We start from the raw sequence: 16,219 nt of genomic DNA, 5'->3' as shown, positions 1-16,219 counted from the left end.
GCGAGCTCGCGCGGTTCGTCACGTACCTGGCCCGGCCCGAGTCGATCTACATCAACGGCGTGAGCCTGACGGTCGACGGCGCCTTCTCGGCGTGAGCTGCCAGCGCTGCTCGCAGAAACCCGCCTCGCTTGCTCGGTGAGCCGAAGCCACGCTACGACCGGCGCAGGAACACACCGCATGCGGGGGATCGCCGGAACGTGGACGCAGGTGCCTGAGATCATGGATCCGAACAGGGCGATTCCGGCCACGGCCCGAGCCCCGCGCCCGCGCTCGCTCTGCGCCGCCGCCTGCGCCCGCGCGCTGCTCGTCCCCGTGTGCGCTGCCCTCGCGGCCCTGTCCGTCGCCTGCGGCGGCGGGCAGACCCAGGGCGAGGCCTTCGACCCCCGCTGGAAGGACGACGGCGGCGCGGGCATCGCGGCCTTCCAGCAGCGGTTCGCGGGCAGGCGCATCCCCCTCGGCGCCGACGTGGCGGTCGGCGTCGTCGCGGGCGCGCGGGCGCGCCAGCTCGTCGGGGTTCCGCTCGACGGCGGCCCGGCGTGGACCTTCGTGCACCGGCTCGACGCGCGCCCGGCCGTCGCGGGGGGCGTCGTCGTCGGGCTCGGCCGGGGCGAGCTGTTCGCCCTCGACGCGCGCACCGGGGAGCTGCTCTGGAAGCGGCGCGCCGGCGGCAGGCTCCGCGGCGCGGGCGACGACGGAGAGACCACCGTGGTGTCCCTCGTGTCGACCACCGGCACGAGGAGCGTCGTGCTCGCGGTGAGCCGCGAGAGCCTCGTGCTGCGCCAGATCGAGGACTCCGCCGCCATCGGCGTGCCCGCGGTCGTGGGGCGCTACGCGTTCCTGCCCTGGCAGGGGCGCTACGTCACCGTGTTCGACCTGCAGACCGGCGGCGAGGTGGCGCGGGCGCAGCTCCGCACCGAGGTGAGCCGCGCCTTCCTGCTCGGCGGGACGGTCTTCTTCGGCGGCGAGGCGGCGACGCGGTTCGACGCCTCGATCGGGCTCGGCGCGGCCGGGCGCGCGTCGATCGCGCGGCTGCCGGCGCGCGAGCTGCCCGGGGCGCCGGTCTGGATGACCGCCGGGACCGAGGTGCTCGCGCCGGCCGCCTCGGCCGAGGACAGGGCGCGGCTCTACGCCCGCCCCCGGCCGGTCGGCCCGCCGGGCATCGAGGGGGAGCGCTACGTGGCGACGTACTACCGGGCCGCGGTCGGCCTCGACGCGCGCACCGGCGCGCTCGCCTGGGCCCACGCCGGCGAGGCCGACTTCCTCGGCGGCGCCGCCTACGCGGGCGGCTTCGCGCTGTGCGACGCGCGCGGCGGGATCACGTTCCTCGACGCGCAACGCGGGGCCGTGGCGGGGCGCGCGTCGCTCGGCCGGCCGATCCAGGCGTGTGTGGTGCAGGCCGACGGGCTCACCGCCGCTGTGGCCTCCGCGAGGCCCCTGGAGGCCGCAGCGGCGGTCAGCGCGAGCCCCGTGGAGGCGGCGCCGGCCGCCGCACGCCGCCCTGGTGCGACCGATCCTCCGTGAAGCCGCCCTCGGGGGATGAGGCGGCGGCCCGGGTCGTTCACGAAGCGAAAGGGAGGCTGCTCGGGCTGCCGGTGGTACCGGAGGGGTGAGCAAGCTTGGGCCTCTTGCCATCCCATGAGATCGCGCGGCCGACAGCACCTCACGGCGGCGGACCTCCTGTTGCCCTCCCTACCTGTCCCGAGCTCGATTCCCCAGCGCAACTCCTGCGACCTGCCCGGTGGAGCGGCCACGGATGGCAGGTGCGAGAACCAGCAGGATCAACCTTGCGGACGCTACGTTCCTCCCATGATGTCTTCGAATACCGATCACGTTGAAATCCGGAGAATTTCACAGGGAGGCGGGGAGGAAGAAAAAATGAATCTCTCGCTCTTGCCGTCTCTCTCTTCCCGCCTCCCCGTCTCCCCGCCTCCCTGTGAAATTCTTGCTTTCTCTCGTGGTTTCAGCCCGTTCGTCGCTCTAGACCACCTCGGCGACGAATGAGGCGGAGAACGCGCCTGCGGCCGCGCTTCCCGGCGAGGTGGACGCGCCAAGCAGGGCCGCGGCGGCCGGACGCACGACCTCGTCGAGCGCGCGACGGAGGACGGCGGCGCTCTCCGTCGCGCCGAGCCGCCCGTGGGCCGTGAGCTCGGGGCTCGCCACGGCGCCGCCCGCGAAGCCGGCCAGAACCTCCTCGGCCGCCGCGAAGGCGTCGATCACGGCGGCGCGCACCCCGGCGCCGCCCGTGGCGACGGCCCACGCGACCGCGCGCCACGCGAGCTCGGCGTGGCGCGCCTCGTCCGCGGCGATCACGGCGAGCGCGGCGCGGACCGCGGGATCCTGGGCCTGACCGGGCTGCTCGGCCGCCAGCACCGCGGCGAGCGTCTCGCCGACGCAGCCCTCGCGCGCGGCGCTCGCGGCGACCGCGGCGAGGTCCTCGCTCACCGCGACTGCGCCTCCGAAGGGGAACGCCGAGGGACCGACGGGCGCGCCGCCGTACGCGCCGGCGAGCGCGAAGCAGAGGCGCGCGTGGCGGATCTCGTCGAGCGCGGCGTGATGCGCGGCCTCCACGAGCTCGGCCGGGGCCCCCACCGCGAGCAGCTCGAGCGCGAACCGCCCGAACGAGGCGACCGAGGCGTGCTCCAGCAGCGCGTCGCCCGTCCACGCGCGGGCGAGCTCAGCGCGCGCCTCGGCGGAGAGCCGGCGGACATCGGGCGTCGTCTCGTCCGCGGCGCGCGCGGCTCGCCACGCGGCGCCGGGCGTCGCGGCGGCATGGAGCGCGCGCGCGCCGACGAGGAACGGCCGCCCGGTACCATTGGCCACCGTGACGCACTCGCCCGGGGGCAAGAACGTATAGCAGCACTGATTCGTCGCCGGGTCGATCTCCGGCCCGCTCACCAACAGCGATGGAATCAGGCAGCCATTTCTCGGGAGCTGGGCCACGACGTCCTCTTCCGAGGGGCAGCCGCCGTCGTCCGACGCAGGGAAACAGGCGTTATCGAATAGCGACGAGAAACCCCCGCCCTGTCCCCCGGCCCCGCCCTGTCCTCCGGCCCCGCCCTGTCCGGCGCCGTCCTGAGCCCCGTCGGAGCCGTCGTCCGCGCCCTCGCCGGCTGGAGGATCACCTGCCGCAGCTCGGGTACCTCGTGTCGAGCACCCTGGACCGGAGCGATTGGAGCGCGGCGTGCAGGGGCCGCGGGGCGGCGCGGCCTCAGAGCTCGCCCACCTGGCTGTGCTCGTAGAAATCGATCAGCGCCTGACCGCCGCGGCCGAGGCCCGCCTGGGCATTGATGTAGGGCACCGCGTCTCGAATCGCCTTCATCGTCAGCTCGATGTTCTTCTGCGTCCCGACCACGAGGGCGGTGTGGTGCTCCACCGCCCGCTCGGGCTGCGTCAAATAGCGAAAGAGCTCCTGAATGCGCGGGATCTGGATGCGGCCGCGCGTGCCGAACGTGTCGACGCCTTCTTCGCTGACACGGCCCACCCCGCCGTAGAGGAACACGCTGCCTTCGCGCGCGTTGGTGCAAGGTCTCAGAAAGGCGCAGGTGCCCGCCTTGAGCTCGCCGTCGACCGCGCCCCAGGTGTTCTCCGCGCCGATGTCGGCCTGGGTGGCCAGGATCTCCTGGCGGGTGATGCGGGCGCCGGGGCGCATCACGCTCTTGGCCCAGACGCCGCAGTGGAAGAGATCCACCTCCTCGCGCTCGTCGTCGTACATGTTGTTCCAGTCGCCGAGCAGCGGCACGAGCCCGGAAGCGCACTGGAGCATGTACATCCCCATCCAGCCCGCGACGTCGGTCTCGCAGGCGGCGGGGATGAGCTTGTCCGAGAGCATGCTCATGCAGGTGCAGGGCATCACGCCCACCTCTCCGCCGATCTGGTACTTCTGCATCTCCGTCCAGCAGCGCACCGCGATGCCGTCGAGGTCATTCTCCTTCACGAAGCGATCGAAGACGACGCCCATCCGGGCGATCGCCTCCAGCGAGGCGCGCGGGACGTCAGTCGCCGCCATGTAGCCGGAGACGGCTTCCAGCTGGGTGGACAGCTCGCGCGGCGAGACCTGACGCATCTGTCGATCGAGCGCGATGAGCTCCAGGCCGACCGTGCTCAGGCCCATGTGCCCCAAGAGCTCGGTGGAGACGTTGGTGACCGTCTGGAACGCGTCGGGCCCCGAGCCCACCAGCCCGAGGCGCACGCCGCGGCCCCGGCGGCGGAACTTCGATGCCAGGACGCAGCTCGCGTAGAAGGCGTGGAGATCGTCCGCGAAGGCGGCCGAGCTCACGGCTTCGCAATGCCTGGACGTGAGGGTGTACGGGTAGCCGATGTGGCGGAGCGCGTTGGCGGCCGAGAAGCGCCCGCACGCCCCGTCCCGCCGGCCCTTCTGTCCCATGCGCCCCAAACCGCGCACGTCTGGCTCGGTGTGCAGCAGAACCGGCACATCGAGGTCGGCCAGCCGCAGAAAGTCCCGGATCCCGTTCTCATCGGAGAAATTGTACATCGAGCAGACGACGCCGATGGCCCCGCCGCCGTCGGGAGCGCGGCGGTACTGCTGGGCGACGCCCGCGGCCGCGCGCGCGTCGGCGTAGGTCTCGACGTTGCCGAGATCGACGTAGCGCACGCGCTCGCCGAGCACGTGGCCCACGGCCGACTGGGTCGCTTTCGCACCCTCCTTCGCGAACTCCGTCGGAAAGAAGCCCCGGTTGCCCATGAAGCCCAAGATCACCGGTTCACTCTGTGCCATTGCTGTCTCCTGGAGCAGGCGGGCTTGAGCCAGAATGCCCCTGGACCCCCGCCAGCGCTTTGACACCGCTGAACGATTGTTCGATCTGGCGGATCCGCAGATCGCTGCCATGGCTCCCTCGCGCGCAGGGGACCGCGAACACCGACCGCGTATTCCGCTTCAATACTATGCGTGTGCGTGCTAGCGTCAACAGCTAATCCGAATTAGCTAAACGGAGCGCGCGCTTGAACGATCCCCCCGACCCCGACCCGCCGCACGTGCCCGGCCTGCGTCCGGTCCGTATGAAGGACATCGCCGAACAGCTGGGGTTGTCCCAGACGACGGTGTCTCACGTCCTGACGGGCAAGCACGCCAAATTCCGCATCAGCGCCGCCACGGTGGAGCGGGTCTGGACGCTGGCCCAGAAGCTGGGCTACCGGACCAACGCCATGGCCCAGGCGTTCCGGGAGCAAAAATCGTACGCGATCTCCCTCGCCGTCGAGGACCTGGCGAACCCGTTCTGGGCCGGGATAGCCGTCGGCGCCGAGCGCGAGGCCGAGCTCCACGGCTACACCCTCGTGGTGAGCCACCTGGCCGGTAACGCGGGGCGCCAGCGTCGCGCGTTGCAGCTCGTGCACGAGTCCCGGGTGGATGGGCTCATCGTGTCCCCGGTTTCCGGAGGGGATTGCGATCTCATCGCGGCACACGAGCAGGGACTCCCCTTTGTGCAGATCGACCGGGCGGTCCCGGGCCTCGACGTGGCGTGCGTGCGCACCGATCACGCCGCCGGTTCGGCGCTGGCGCTCCGCCACCTTCTCAGGCACAGGGATCGGTCGCTCGTCTACATCGGCGGTCCGCTCGACATCCCCACCTACCGACATCGTCTCGACGGGTTCCGGGCGGAGTTGGCGCGGAGCGGCGTCACGGCGGCGGCCATCGAGGAGTTGAAGGAGGCCACCCCGGAAGCGGCCGAGACGCGCATGGTCGAGCTTCTCCAGCGGCTGCGTGGACCTCTGGCCGTCTACGCGGCGAATTTCTGGAGCACTGTCGGGACCCTGCGGGGCATCCGCGCGGCCGGTCTCTCCGTGCCCGACGAGATCGACGTCGTCGGATTCGACGACATCCTGATGGCCGATCTCCTGCGCTATCCCGTCGCGACCGTCGATCAGGACGTCGGCGCGATAGGACGCGAAGCGGTCCGGCTGCTCCTTGAAATGCTGACGGGGGCCAGGGTCGCGCGAGAGGTCCTGCTCCCCCCTCGCCTCACCGCGCGAACATCGGACGTGTCGCGCAGCGAGAGGCGAGCTCGCGCGGAGAGGCGAGCTCGCGCGCGGAGAGCCGACCGCTCGTGACCGCCCGCCCATCGCCATGATCGTGGCCAGCTGCGGCTCTCGCCGCGGCGCTCGCGCTCGATTCCTCCACGAGGCAGTCAATCGCCCATCGTATTCGCGCCGTTCAGGAGCGGTACGCCGAAGTTCGGCGTTCCGTCTGCGTTCCATTCGAGCCGCTGGACGCGCGTGTGACGGTTCGGGTCGTAGAGCGGGTCCCCCGTGATCTTCTCGTAGTTCCGCGCGTGGTACACGAGCAGGTCGATCGATCCATCCGCCGACGTCGTGAACGAGTTGTGGCCCGGGCCATAGAGCCCGTTCGCGCTGGCGAACACTGGATTCTCGCTCTTTTTCCACGAGCTGGCGCTCAGCAGGTCGTCCGTCGCGCTCGCCGTGAGCAGGCCGAGGCAGTAGCGGGCGTCCGTCGCGCTCGCCGAGTAGCTGATGAAGACCCGCCCGTTCCGCTCGAGCACGGCAGCACCTTCGTTGACCGCGAACCCCGCCGTCTCCCAGGCGTGCTCGGGTCTGGCGATCCGCACGTTGGGGCTGACCAGCGTCCACGGGTTCACCATGGCCGCGATGAACAGGCTGCTGTTGTCGCCCGCGACGCCGGGGTCCTCCTGCGCCCACACGAGATAGCGCTTGCCGTCGTGCTCGAACGTCGTCGCGTCGAGCGCGAAGGTGTCCGAGTCCGTCACGATCTGCCCTCGCTCGAGCCAGCTGCCATCCATCGGGTTGGCCGATGAGCTCTCGAGCGCATACATGCGAATGGCCCAGATGTCGGTCGAGCTTCCGGCGGCGAAGTAGATGTACCACTTGCCGTCGATGAAATGCAGCTCCGGCGCCCAGATGTGCGCCGCCATCGGGCCGGTCGCGTGCTTCGTCCAGACGACCTTCGGGGTCGCGCTGGCCAGGCCTCGTATCGTTGTCGCGCGCCTGATCTCGATGCGATCGTACGTCGGCACGCTCGCGGTGAAGTAGTAGTAACCGTCCGTGTGCCGCTTGATGTGGGGATCAGCGCGCTGCGAGATCAAATAGCCGAGCGGTTCGAGCGCGAACGACGCCTCCGCGTTCTTGACCGCCGTGCCGTCGAGCGCGTGCGCATAGATCTGGTAGTTCAGGCGCCGGAGATGACGCGTTGCATCCGAGTACCACTGCAGCGAGACCATCGTCGGATCCCCGTTCAGCGCGGGCACGATCCGGAACGTGGCGTCCCTCCGGAACGTGGTGGTATCCGTGAACGCGTCGATCCACAGGAGGTGACTCCTCTCTTCGGGTGGGGTCTGCCAGAGCCCGTCAGCCCGGTTGGACGTCTCATCCTGCAGCGGGTACCGGGTCGAATTCGCGCTGTCGACGTGCAGGTAGCGACCGCCGAAACCCACGGACTCGAACGACACCAGCGTCGGATCCTCCGGGTTCGCGAGGCCGGGCACCACTCTCCACTGGAAGTCGGCAGGAACCTGGTTGTTCGCCCTGTCGTCCAGGTGGGTGATCATCGCATGATAATACGAGTGCGCGACGTAGAGCGGGGCGTCGCTCTCCGTGTGCGTCGTGCGAAGCTGGTACCCCCCTCCGACGTCGTCGTCGAGGTTGGAGAGCTCGAGAGCAGCGGGGGCGGCGAGGGCCGCATACGCGGGGTCCTCGCTGACCGGTGCGTCGAAGACGACGCGTACGGGCTGAGCTCCGTCGGCCACCCAGTCATCGACGCTGCTCAAGGTCACGGTCTGCGCCGCGTTCCAGTTCGCCTCCGTGAACGTCACGCCCGCATGGCTCAGCGTCGACTCGGTCGTGTCGCTGACGCGGAGGGCGATCGTCACGGGCGCGCTCGGCTGCGATGCGAGGAGCACGGTGAACGTCACGGGCGCGCCGCGCTCGGCGAGGATCCCCGACGGGCCGCTGACGACGATCGCCGCCGTCCTTGGACCGTCGTCGTCCGTGTTCGTGATGTCAGCGGACTCCGCGACGAGGCCGTCGCATGCCGGGTCTGCGGAGACCGAGGGCCCGAAGCGGACGCGGAAGATCCGATCCCCGTCGCTCTCCGCATCGTCCACGCCCGTGACCGTGATCTCTCGAGGGGTGCTCCAGTCCTCCGCCGTGAAGGAGATGGTCGCCGGTGAGACGGAGCCTTCGGTCGCATCCGAGCTCGAGACCGGCACGATGACAGGCTCGCTCGGCGCGGCGTCGAGCGCCACGCTCACGGTCACCCGCCCGCCGGACTCCGAGGTGCTGAGCGCTGTGCCCGCCGTCGTGATCCGCAATGCATTGGTCGGCGCGCCCGGCGCATCGATCGAGGGCCCATCCGAGCACCCGGCCACCACGAGCCATGCGGCGAAGGAGCAAGCTGCCGCCGTGAGCACGACGCGTGGCGCAGAGAGGGATGTGCACGCTGGGTGGGGAGATTTCGGTGCGCGCATGAGAAGGTGCCGCGGATCCGGTAGGATGTTCAGTAGTGGGCGATGATCGCGTCGAGCTCCGCCTGCGTGACCCGGACCGCGTTCGCGTGGCGCACGCCGGACGGAAAGCTGTACTGCGCGCTCGGGAGCTCCGTCCAGGAACCCGGATCCGCGTCGAGATCCGTCGTGCTCCAGCACCCGAACACGCCGCCGTTCAGGTAGTAGTCGGCGAACAGGTACCATCGACTCTGCCGCGGATCCTTGATGACAAAGGGGCCCTCCGTCGCTCGCCTCCTGCTCTGGGTCGACCCGCGCGTGATGTAGTCCGGGCTCCATCGCGTGAACGTCGCCGGATCGAGCGCGAGCGTCGAGGAGCGCGCGATCTGGATGTCCTTGCCCGATCCGGTGAGCGCGCCCCCGCTGCTGTCCGTCTCGTCCTTGAAGAAGAGGTAGTTGCGGTCATTCCATTGCGTGATCGTCGCGTCGATGACGCTGTATCCCGGATCGAAGAGCACGTCGGGTGTCGGGTTGAGGATGGTGGCGAAGTCCTCGGTGTAGCTGACGTAGATGCGGTTCGCGCCCGTGGTGTCGTTTCCGGACCAGATGATCGCATAGAGCTTGCGATCGGGGTCGTAGTAGACCTCCGGGGCCCAGGCGTGCATCGGGGTGGCCCCGGGGCCCGGAAGGTTCGTGAGCGTGATCAACCGGGGGTTCGTGAAGGTGATGAGATCGGTCGAGTCCGCCACGAAGATCTTGGAGCTCGGATGGTTCCAGTAGTTCGCGTCGTTTACCGAGAGCGTCCAGTCCGTGGCGATATAGACGTACGTCCCATCGTTCTTGCGGAACAGGAACGGATCTCGGATGTGATTCGTTCCCATCCCGGTGAGCTGGTACGCAGGCTGGCCATCGGCGAGGGCCGACCAGTGGAGCCCGTCGGTGCTGTAGGCGAGATGCAGCGAATCGCTCGGAACGTCCTGATGCGGCCCGAAGTAGCTCAGCACCCAGGCACCCGGGGAGCAGCTGCTTGCATTCATCGAGGCCGTGTGCTCGCCGTTCGTGCACTTGAGGCAGCTGCGGTCCGTGGTGCTGCTCCCCGCCGTGTCGATGCGCTCCCCTGGCACGCAGTCGGTCCACGGGACGCATGTCGTCGCGGGATCGGCGTCGTCGTCCCAGGCGCCGTCCGCGCAATCGACAGGCGCGGCGGTCCCGCCTGCGCAGTACGTGCCCGGCGAGCAGGGGTCACACTGCACGGGCGTGGAGCTCGTCCGCGGCGCGGTCTGCCTCGTCCCGGGCGCGCAGGGCGTGTGCATCCTGCAGCTCGGCGCGTTCACCGTGTCGCTGAAGGTGTCCTCGGGGCACGCCGTGCACCGCCGGTCCGCCGTAGGCGAGCCCTCGGCGCTCGCGAAGGTGCCTGCGGTGCAGCCTGTCCATGCGACGCAGCTCGTCGCGCTATCGCCATCGTGATCCCAGGTGCCCGCGGAGCACGCAAGGGGCTCGTCACCGGGTCCTGCGTCTCCGCCGGCTGTCGTCACCGGGTCGCTGCACCCCGAAGTCCACAAGAGCGCCACCAGGAATCGTGCTCTCGGGCTGCTTCCCACACGTGCCATCTCGGTCCTCGGTTTCGTGCGTAGTTGCTGCGCCGATGGGCGCCAGCGTGAGGTGCTCCGGTGCTCAACCGGGCAAGGCGTTCACATCCTGGTCCACAGGAGCGGAGCCGTGCCGGGCGCGATCCCGAGGACGAGCGCCCTGCGCGCACGACGGCCTGTCCTGCACAAAGCGAAAGGGTCGTTCGAGAGCAACTGTGAGCGTTCACAACGGCGGCGTCAACCGAAATGGCCCGGCGACGAGCCCGCGGCCGTCCCTTCCCAGAAGAAGCGCGGCGACTCCGCCGTGACCCCGTCCTGCCGCCCGCGAGGCCATACGCTCGCGCCACGTGCGAGCTGTCTTGACGTGGCTGTCGGCCGGGCTCGGCGCCCGCTGCGGGCCTTCGTCATGGTGCTCATCCTGTGTCTCGCGGGGCGTCGTGCCGAGTGGCCCGGGCCCACGCCGAGCGCGGGAGCAGGGGCGAGCTGGATGGCGTGCCACGGTTCAGCACGCGAGCGCGCTCGCCGGGTGAAATTCTGAATGCTCACAGCAGCGAGTACCTCGCTAGCCGAGCGGCGGGCTGGTCGATCCAAGTTGACATCGATCATGTGAGCGCTCACACTCACGGCCGGTCGTTACGCTTTTGCTTCGCTCCGGATAGGCGCGTCATGCGCATCCAGGAGATAGACACGCTTATCGTGTCAAATGGCGCACGCAGAGCGAACTTATCCACTCTGCGCGCATCTCGATATTCGTCCGCAGCGGCAATGGCCAGCGCGGGAGCCTTGAGCGCGCGGCGAGCGACCTCGACCTGAGCGAGGGCAGCGCTGCGCCGTGAGAAGATTCCAGCTTCACTTACTTAACAGGACGAGGAGGACAAGATGAGATTCGGAACCAAGCAGAGCTTGCTTGCGGTGGCGACGGGCATCTTCGCCGTGTCGTGCGTCATCGGCCCCGACGGGGCGTACGACGCCGAGATCGAGGAGGCAGGCTCGCTCGAGGGCGCCATCACGATCGATACGAGCGCGGTCTACACGATCGTCGGCGTCCAGAGTGGAAAATGCGTGCAGGTGGCTGGAGGCAGCACCGCTGATGCAGCGGCCATGCAGATCGCCAGCTGCAACGGCTCGACGCGGCAACAGTTCCGCATGGAATCGGCAGGCGGCGGTTACTATCGCATCCGCAACGTCAACAGCAACCGTTGCATGGACGTCGCGGGCGCCTCCACCAGCGACGGCGCCGCCATCCAGCAATACTCCTGCTGGACCGGGAGAAACCAGCAGTGGTCGTTCACGGACGTCGCCAGCGGCGTTGTGCGCCTCACCGCGCGCCACAGCGGCAAGTCCCTGGACGTCTACGGCCGCGGCACCGGGGACGGCACCGCCGTGATTCAATGGGCGTCGAACGGCGGCACCAATCAGCAATTCCGACTCACGCCCGTGGGCTCGGGAACCGGCAGCACCGGCGGCACCGGCGGCACCGGCGGCTCCGGCGGCTCCGGAGACACGCGCAGCACCGGCTGTGGCAGTCCCACCTCCCTCACCAGCGGTAACCGTACCATCAACGTCAACGGCACCACGCGCCAGTACGTGCTCGACATTCCGGCGAACTACGACCCGAACAGGGCCTATCGGCTGGTGTTCGGCTGGCACTGGCGCGGCGGATCGGCCAACGACGTCGTGAACAACGGGTACTATGGGCTCAAGGCGCTGGCGAACGGCAGCGCCATCTTCGTCTCACCGAACGGCATCGACAACGGCTGGGCCAACACGGGCGGGCGCGACATCGCCTTCGCCCGCGCCATGGTCGACTCCCTGAAAGCCGACCTGTGCGTCGACACGAGCCGCGTCTTCTCGACCGGGTGGAGCTTCGGGGGGATGATGTCGAACGCGATCGGCTGCGATATGCCCGACGTCTTCCGAGCCATCGCGCCGATGTCCGGCGCCCTCTACAGCGGCTGCAACCAGTCCAACACCCAGCCCGTCGCCGTCTGGATGTCGCACGGCCTGTCCGACAGCGTCGTCCCCGTCTCGGCCGGAAGGGCGGCGCTCGACGTCTTCGTGCGCAAGAACGGCTGCAGCACCGAGACGAGCCCCGTAGGCCCCAGCTCGTGCGTCGCCTATCAAGGGTGCCGGGATGGATACCCGGTGCATCGCTGCGAGTTTGCCGGTGACCACCAGACGCCGAGCTTCGCGAGCTCGGCCATCTGGAACTTCTTCACCCAATTCTGACCTCGCGCCCCGCCGACGCGGCGGCTATGAGACGCCTCATTGGGCCACGCCCGGGCTGCCCCCGGCGGGGAGACAGGCGGAAACCATGGAAATCACCGCTGTTTCCAGCGACCGCTCGTCATCGACCGGTGTTTCTGGCGGGACTGTTCCGCGGTGGCGAACCGTCACGAACCGTCGCATCCCCGGGGATTTGGGGAGGGCGTGACGACGGATCACAGCCCCTCGAAAGGCGTGGGCCCAACCCGGGTCCAATTGTCAAGCCCAGGGCCTAAGGCGCTCGCCGTGACCGATCCGTCGCCTCGGGCGGCCGTGGTCGCCTCGCTGGCCAGCACCCTGAGCCGCGCCGTCGCCCCCGGGGACGAGGTGGCGGATGCGTGGTTGCTTTGCCACGGGCGGTGGCTGCTCACGCACGCGGCGAGGCGTCCGCGCGCGCGAATTGCGTCATCGAGCTGCGGCACGGAGCTTGCTGGCGCGCGACCCGTGAATCAGCTGCTCAGCGCGCTCCTCGTCGCTTTCGGAGTGCTGGCTTGGCCGCGTCTCGCTCAGGCAACGTACAGCGTTCATTGTTCGACTACGCGCGTCACACTGATCGTCAACTACAGCGGCGAGGGCGAGCTCGTCGCGATCGCCTACTCGGCGCAGGACGAACCAGCCCCAGCCTATCTGGAGCCGACCTTCTGGCGCATGGCCGGACAGCAAGTGCTTGCACTTCGCAAGCGCGCGGAGGCTGACAGGCGGCCGTTTCATCTCGGCATTCGTGGCAGGCACGCGGTATTGATCTTCCGGCAGCAGCGACATTTCTTGCGCTGCGACTGGGATACCGAATGACGTCGGGGCGCCGCCATGATGGCGAGAGACCGCGAAGCGACGTGGATCGCGCAAGGCCCGTTCTGTCAATGAGCTCGTACCGTCGGACTGCACGAGTCAGGAACGGCTCCGAGAATCTTCTTTGCGGAACACGTTTGCTTGTCCCATCCGCACCGGCGATCGCTGCTCTCGGCACCGGCCGCAGGCGACGTGACCCTGGTCTGGCGAGCCGACGCTCACCGTCCCGATCACGGACATACCGTCTGGCGCTGCCGCCCACCTCCTGCTGGACGTCACCGACGGGACGAGCAGGAAGAGTCGCCTTCAGGGCTTCGCGCAGCGGGCAGCGGAGCCTCCGCCTCGCAGCGCAGCCTCGTTAGCGCATCTTGCGATGAGGCCGTGCGGGGCGGTTTCGCCGAAGCAGAGCTCGAAGGCCGCCGCGGCTTGGGCCGCCGCCGCCCCCTTCCTCATCTCGCCTGAGCGCCGTAAGCTCGGTCACTAGTGCTCTTAACAATGCTCGACGCCATGCGATGTCAAGGGCGAACCCGCCACGCCCGCGTCAGGTGACAGAAGGTCCCGTTGCTGTCCGCCTCCCTCCTGAAATTACACTGCATTAACAATTTAACACCGATACTGCCCAGGTGGGCGGGCTGCATACTCCGAACGACCGGGGGCGATGGCGACGACGACTGGACCGCGCGCCGCGCCGGTGTATACCCCCCTCGACATGGTGCATTTGGACGAGAAAGTTGAGTCACTCTTCGAGCAGATCGTTCGCCGCAACCCCGGCGAATCGGAGTTCCACCAGGCGGTCCGTGAGGTCCTCGAGTCCCTCGGCCCGGTGCTCTCCAAGCATCCCGAGCTGACGCGGCACAAGATCATCGAGCGCATCTGTGAGCCCGAGCGCCAGGTGATCTTCCGCGTGCCGTGGGTCGACGACCGCGGCGAGGTGCAGCTGAACCGCGGCTTCCGTGTGCAGGTGAACAGCGCGCTCGGTCCCTACAAGGGCGGCCTCCGCTTCCACCCGACGGTCTACCTCGGGACCATCAAGTTCCTCGGCTTCGAGCAGGTCTTCAAGAACGCGCTCACCGGGATGCCGATCGGCGGCGGCAAGGGCGGCGCGGACTTCGACCCCAAGGGGAAGTCCGAAGGCGAGATCATGCGCTTCTGCCAGAGCTTCATGACCGAGCTCCACCGCCACCTCGGCGAGCACACCGACGTGCCGGCGGGCGACATCGGCGTGGGCGAGCGCGAGCTCGGGTACATGTTCGGGCAGTACAAGCGCCTCACGAACCGCTACGAGTCGGGCGTGCTCACCGGCAAGGGCCTCGCGTGGGGCGGCTCGCTGGTGCGCAAGGAGGCGACCGGCTATGGCGCCGTCTACTTCGTCGCCGACATGCTGCGGGTGCGCGGCGAGAAGCTCACGGACAAGACGTGCGTGGTGTCGGGCTCGGGCAACGTCGCGCTCTACGCGAGCCAGAAGCTGGAGCAGCTCGGGGCCCACGTCGTTGCGTGCTCGGACTCGAGCGGCTACGTGCACGACCCCGACGGCATCGATCTCGCGCTGCTCAAGCAGGTGAAGGAGGTCGAACGCGCTCGCATCAGCGAGTACGCGACGCGGCGCGGCCGGCGCTCGCGCTTCGTGCCGGGCGGCAATGTCTGGGAGGTGCCGTGCCAGATCGCCCTCCCCTGCGCGACGCAGAACGAGCTGAACGCGCGCGACGCGGCGACGCTGGTGAAAAACGGATGCCGCGCCGTCGCCGAGGGCGCGAACATGCCCACCACGCCCGACGGCGTGCGCGTCTTCCTCGAGTCCGGGGTGGCGTTCGGCCCCGGCAAGGCGGCGAACGCCGGCGGCGTGGCGACCTCGGCGCTCGAGATGCAGCAGAACGCGAGCCGCGACTCGTGGTCGTTCGAGCACACCGAAAAGCGGCTCGCCGAGATCATGACGAACATCCATCGCACGTGCTACGACACGGCGGAGGAGCTCGGCGTGTCGGGCAACTATGTGGTGGGCGCGAACGTCGCGGGGTTCCTGCGGGTCGCGCGCGCCATGATCGCGCTCGGCGTGATCTGACGGCGGGCCGCGAGGGAAAGAAGACCGCGCACGAGGCGGCCGAGCGCTCCTCGGCGCGCGGGCGGGCGAGCGGCGGGACGGACCTGCGTCCGCCATGGGCGCCGGAGGCCGGCTGGAATGTACGGCAGTTCCTCTGGGCGCCCAGGCTGACCGAGCTCAGTTGACGACCGGGGTGAAGCAACCGATCGACGTGTCGATGCGGAAGTTCGACTCGGTCGTGTGGCGCTCGGCGAAGAAGAAGTCGAGCGTGTAGCTGTTGCCCGGCGTGATGCCGAACTCCTCTGCGCGCGCGTCGAGGTCGATGGTCGCGCTCTCCGGCCTGTGAACACCGCCCAGATCGATCGCGAGGTGGCCGTTGATGAAGGTGAAGAGGTCGTCGTCGCCCGAGAAGGTGAACACCTCGCCGCCCTCGTATTCAAACTTGGTGCGGAGCTCGAGCGTGAAGTGGTAGTTGTGGCTCCGGTCCTCGTTGCCAAACCCCATGTCGTCGATCGGGAAGAAGTCGGAGCTGTCGTACGTGGACGTGCCATTCCCGTTGTCGGCGAGCGGGATCGATATCTGGACGGCGGTGTTCACGTCGGGCACGTCGCGGAACCACTGATCGAAGGCCTCCTTGCCGGTCGTGGTCCGCGTGCCCTCGCTGTCGCCCGCATACACCGGCTTGCCGTCCGCGCCGAGCTGAGCCTCCACGAGGCCCCGGTCGCTCCCGAACCGGCCCGCCTCGAAATCAGGGTGCGTGTCCTTGAAGTCGCGGACGATCGCGATGAGATCGCTGCCGCAGGCGTCGTCGCCCGAGCTCGGGTTGCCGCCCGAGCTACCCCCGATCTCGCCGAAAGAAGGGTCTTGCCCGAAGTCGCCGCCGCTCGCCGTCCCGGAGCCGCCGCTCGCCGTCCCGGAGCCGCTCGCCGTCCCGGCGCCGTCGGAGGCAGCGTCACCAGCGTCGCTGGTCCCTCCTGCACACGCGGTCGCCGCCACGAGGGTCACGCACGCCGACACCGCCACCACCATCCGCCGATAAGCCATCATGTCTCGCCCCTTTTCCCGACCGCCAGAAGCCATCGAACCCGCACGGGACGACGTCGGAG

General features: G+C 69.1%; 11 protein-coding genes. 6 read left to right on the top strand and 5 right to left on the bottom strand.

What is annotated here, in order from left to right; all coding sequences use genetic code 11:
- The first annotated feature begins 207 nt into the window (after window positions 1-207).
- Window positions 208-1,521: an outer membrane protein assembly factor BamB family protein gene (locus ACSRUE_RS06755; protein WP_441290299.1), complete on the top strand. Its 1,314-nt coding sequence runs from the start codon at window positions 208-210 to the stop codon at window positions 1,519-1,521.
- A gap of 456 nt (window positions 1,522-1,977) precedes the next feature.
- Here the strand turns inward: ACSRUE_RS06755 and ACSRUE_RS06750 are convergent, their stop codons facing one another.
- Together ACSRUE_RS06750 and ACSRUE_RS06745 are read right to left on the bottom strand one after the other, a co-directional pair.
- On the bottom strand, window positions 1,978-2,940 hold the full coding sequence (locus ACSRUE_RS06750; protein ID WP_441290298.1) for a ferritin-like domain-containing protein: 963 nt from the start codon (window positions 2,938-2,940) through the stop codon (window positions 1,978-1,980).
- Between the two features lie 268 nt (window positions 2,941-3,208).
- Window positions 3,209-4,735, bottom strand: a complete 1,527-nt coding sequence (locus ACSRUE_RS06745) for an L-fucose/L-arabinose isomerase family protein (protein ID WP_441290297.1) — start codon at window positions 4,733-4,735, stop codon at window positions 3,209-3,211.
- A gap of 224 nt (window positions 4,736-4,959) precedes the next feature.
- Between ACSRUE_RS06745 and ACSRUE_RS06740 the strand changes: the two genes are divergently transcribed.
- The gene (locus ACSRUE_RS06740; protein WP_437763204.1) at window positions 4,960-6,066 is read left to right on the top strand and encodes a LacI family DNA-binding transcriptional regulator; all 1,107 of its coding nucleotides are present in this window, start codon (window positions 4,960-4,962) and stop codon (window positions 6,064-6,066) included.
- A 77-nt stretch (window positions 6,067-6,143) separates the two neighbouring features.
- On the opposite strand, the gene ACSRUE_RS06735 is transcribed toward ACSRUE_RS06740, so the two are convergent.
- Together ACSRUE_RS06735 and ACSRUE_RS06730 are read right to left on the bottom strand one after the other, a co-directional pair.
- A complete protein-coding gene (locus tag ACSRUE_RS06735; RefSeq protein ID WP_441290296.1) occupies window positions 6,144-8,399 on the bottom strand; it encodes a family 43 glycosylhydrolase in 2,256 nt (751 codons plus the stop codon).
- 86 nt (window positions 8,400-8,485) lie between these two features.
- On the bottom strand, window positions 8,486-9,685 hold the full coding sequence (locus ACSRUE_RS06730; RefSeq protein WP_441290295.1) for a hypothetical protein: 1,200 nt from the start codon (window positions 9,683-9,685) through the stop codon (window positions 8,486-8,488).
- Window positions 9,686-9,689: 4 nt separating this feature from the next.
- Here ACSRUE_RS06730 and ACSRUE_RS06725 point away from each other — a divergent pair, with 4 nt between their 5' ends.
- The 4 genes from ACSRUE_RS06725 to gdhA all read left to right on the top strand — a co-directional run bounded on the left by ACSRUE_RS06725 (window position 9,690) and on the right by gdhA (window position 15,134).
- The gene (locus tag ACSRUE_RS06725) at window positions 9,690-9,899 is read left to right on the top strand and encodes a hypothetical protein (RefSeq protein ID WP_441290294.1); all 210 of its coding nucleotides are present in this window, start codon (window positions 9,690-9,692) and stop codon (window positions 9,897-9,899) included.
- Between the two features lie 1,034 nt (window positions 9,900-10,933).
- A complete protein-coding gene (locus ACSRUE_RS06720) occupies window positions 10,934-12,250 on the top strand; it encodes an RICIN domain-containing protein (RefSeq protein WP_441290293.1) in 1,317 nt (438 codons plus the stop codon).
- Between the two features lie 282 nt (window positions 12,251-12,532).
- Window positions 12,533-13,078 carry a hypothetical protein gene (locus tag ACSRUE_RS06715; protein WP_441290292.1) on the top strand — a complete coding sequence of 182 codons (546 nt, stop codon included), beginning with the start codon at window positions 12,533-12,535 and terminating at the stop codon, window positions 13,076-13,078.
- A gap of 706 nt (window positions 13,079-13,784) precedes the next feature.
- Window positions 13,785-15,134, top strand: coding sequence for an NADP-specific glutamate dehydrogenase (gene gdhA, locus ACSRUE_RS06710; protein ID WP_437328268.1), 1,350 nt, complete (start codon window positions 13,785-13,787; stop codon window positions 15,132-15,134).
- A gap of 156 nt (window positions 15,135-15,290) precedes the next feature.
- Here the strand turns inward: gdhA and ACSRUE_RS06705 are convergent, their stop codons facing one another.
- Window positions 15,291-16,160, bottom strand: a complete 870-nt coding sequence (locus ACSRUE_RS06705) for a fibro-slime domain-containing protein (protein ID WP_437943514.1) — start codon at window positions 16,158-16,160, stop codon at window positions 15,291-15,293.
- Between the last annotated feature and the right edge of the window lie 59 nt (window positions 16,161-16,219).

This window comes from Sorangium sp. KYC3313, assembly GCF_052075895.1.
In the GTDB taxonomy this organism is placed as follows: Bacteria; Myxococcota_A; Polyangia; order Polyangiales; family Polyangiaceae; genus Sorangium; species Sorangium cellulosum_B.
This window is presented reverse-complemented; position numbering and strand designations above follow the sequence as displayed.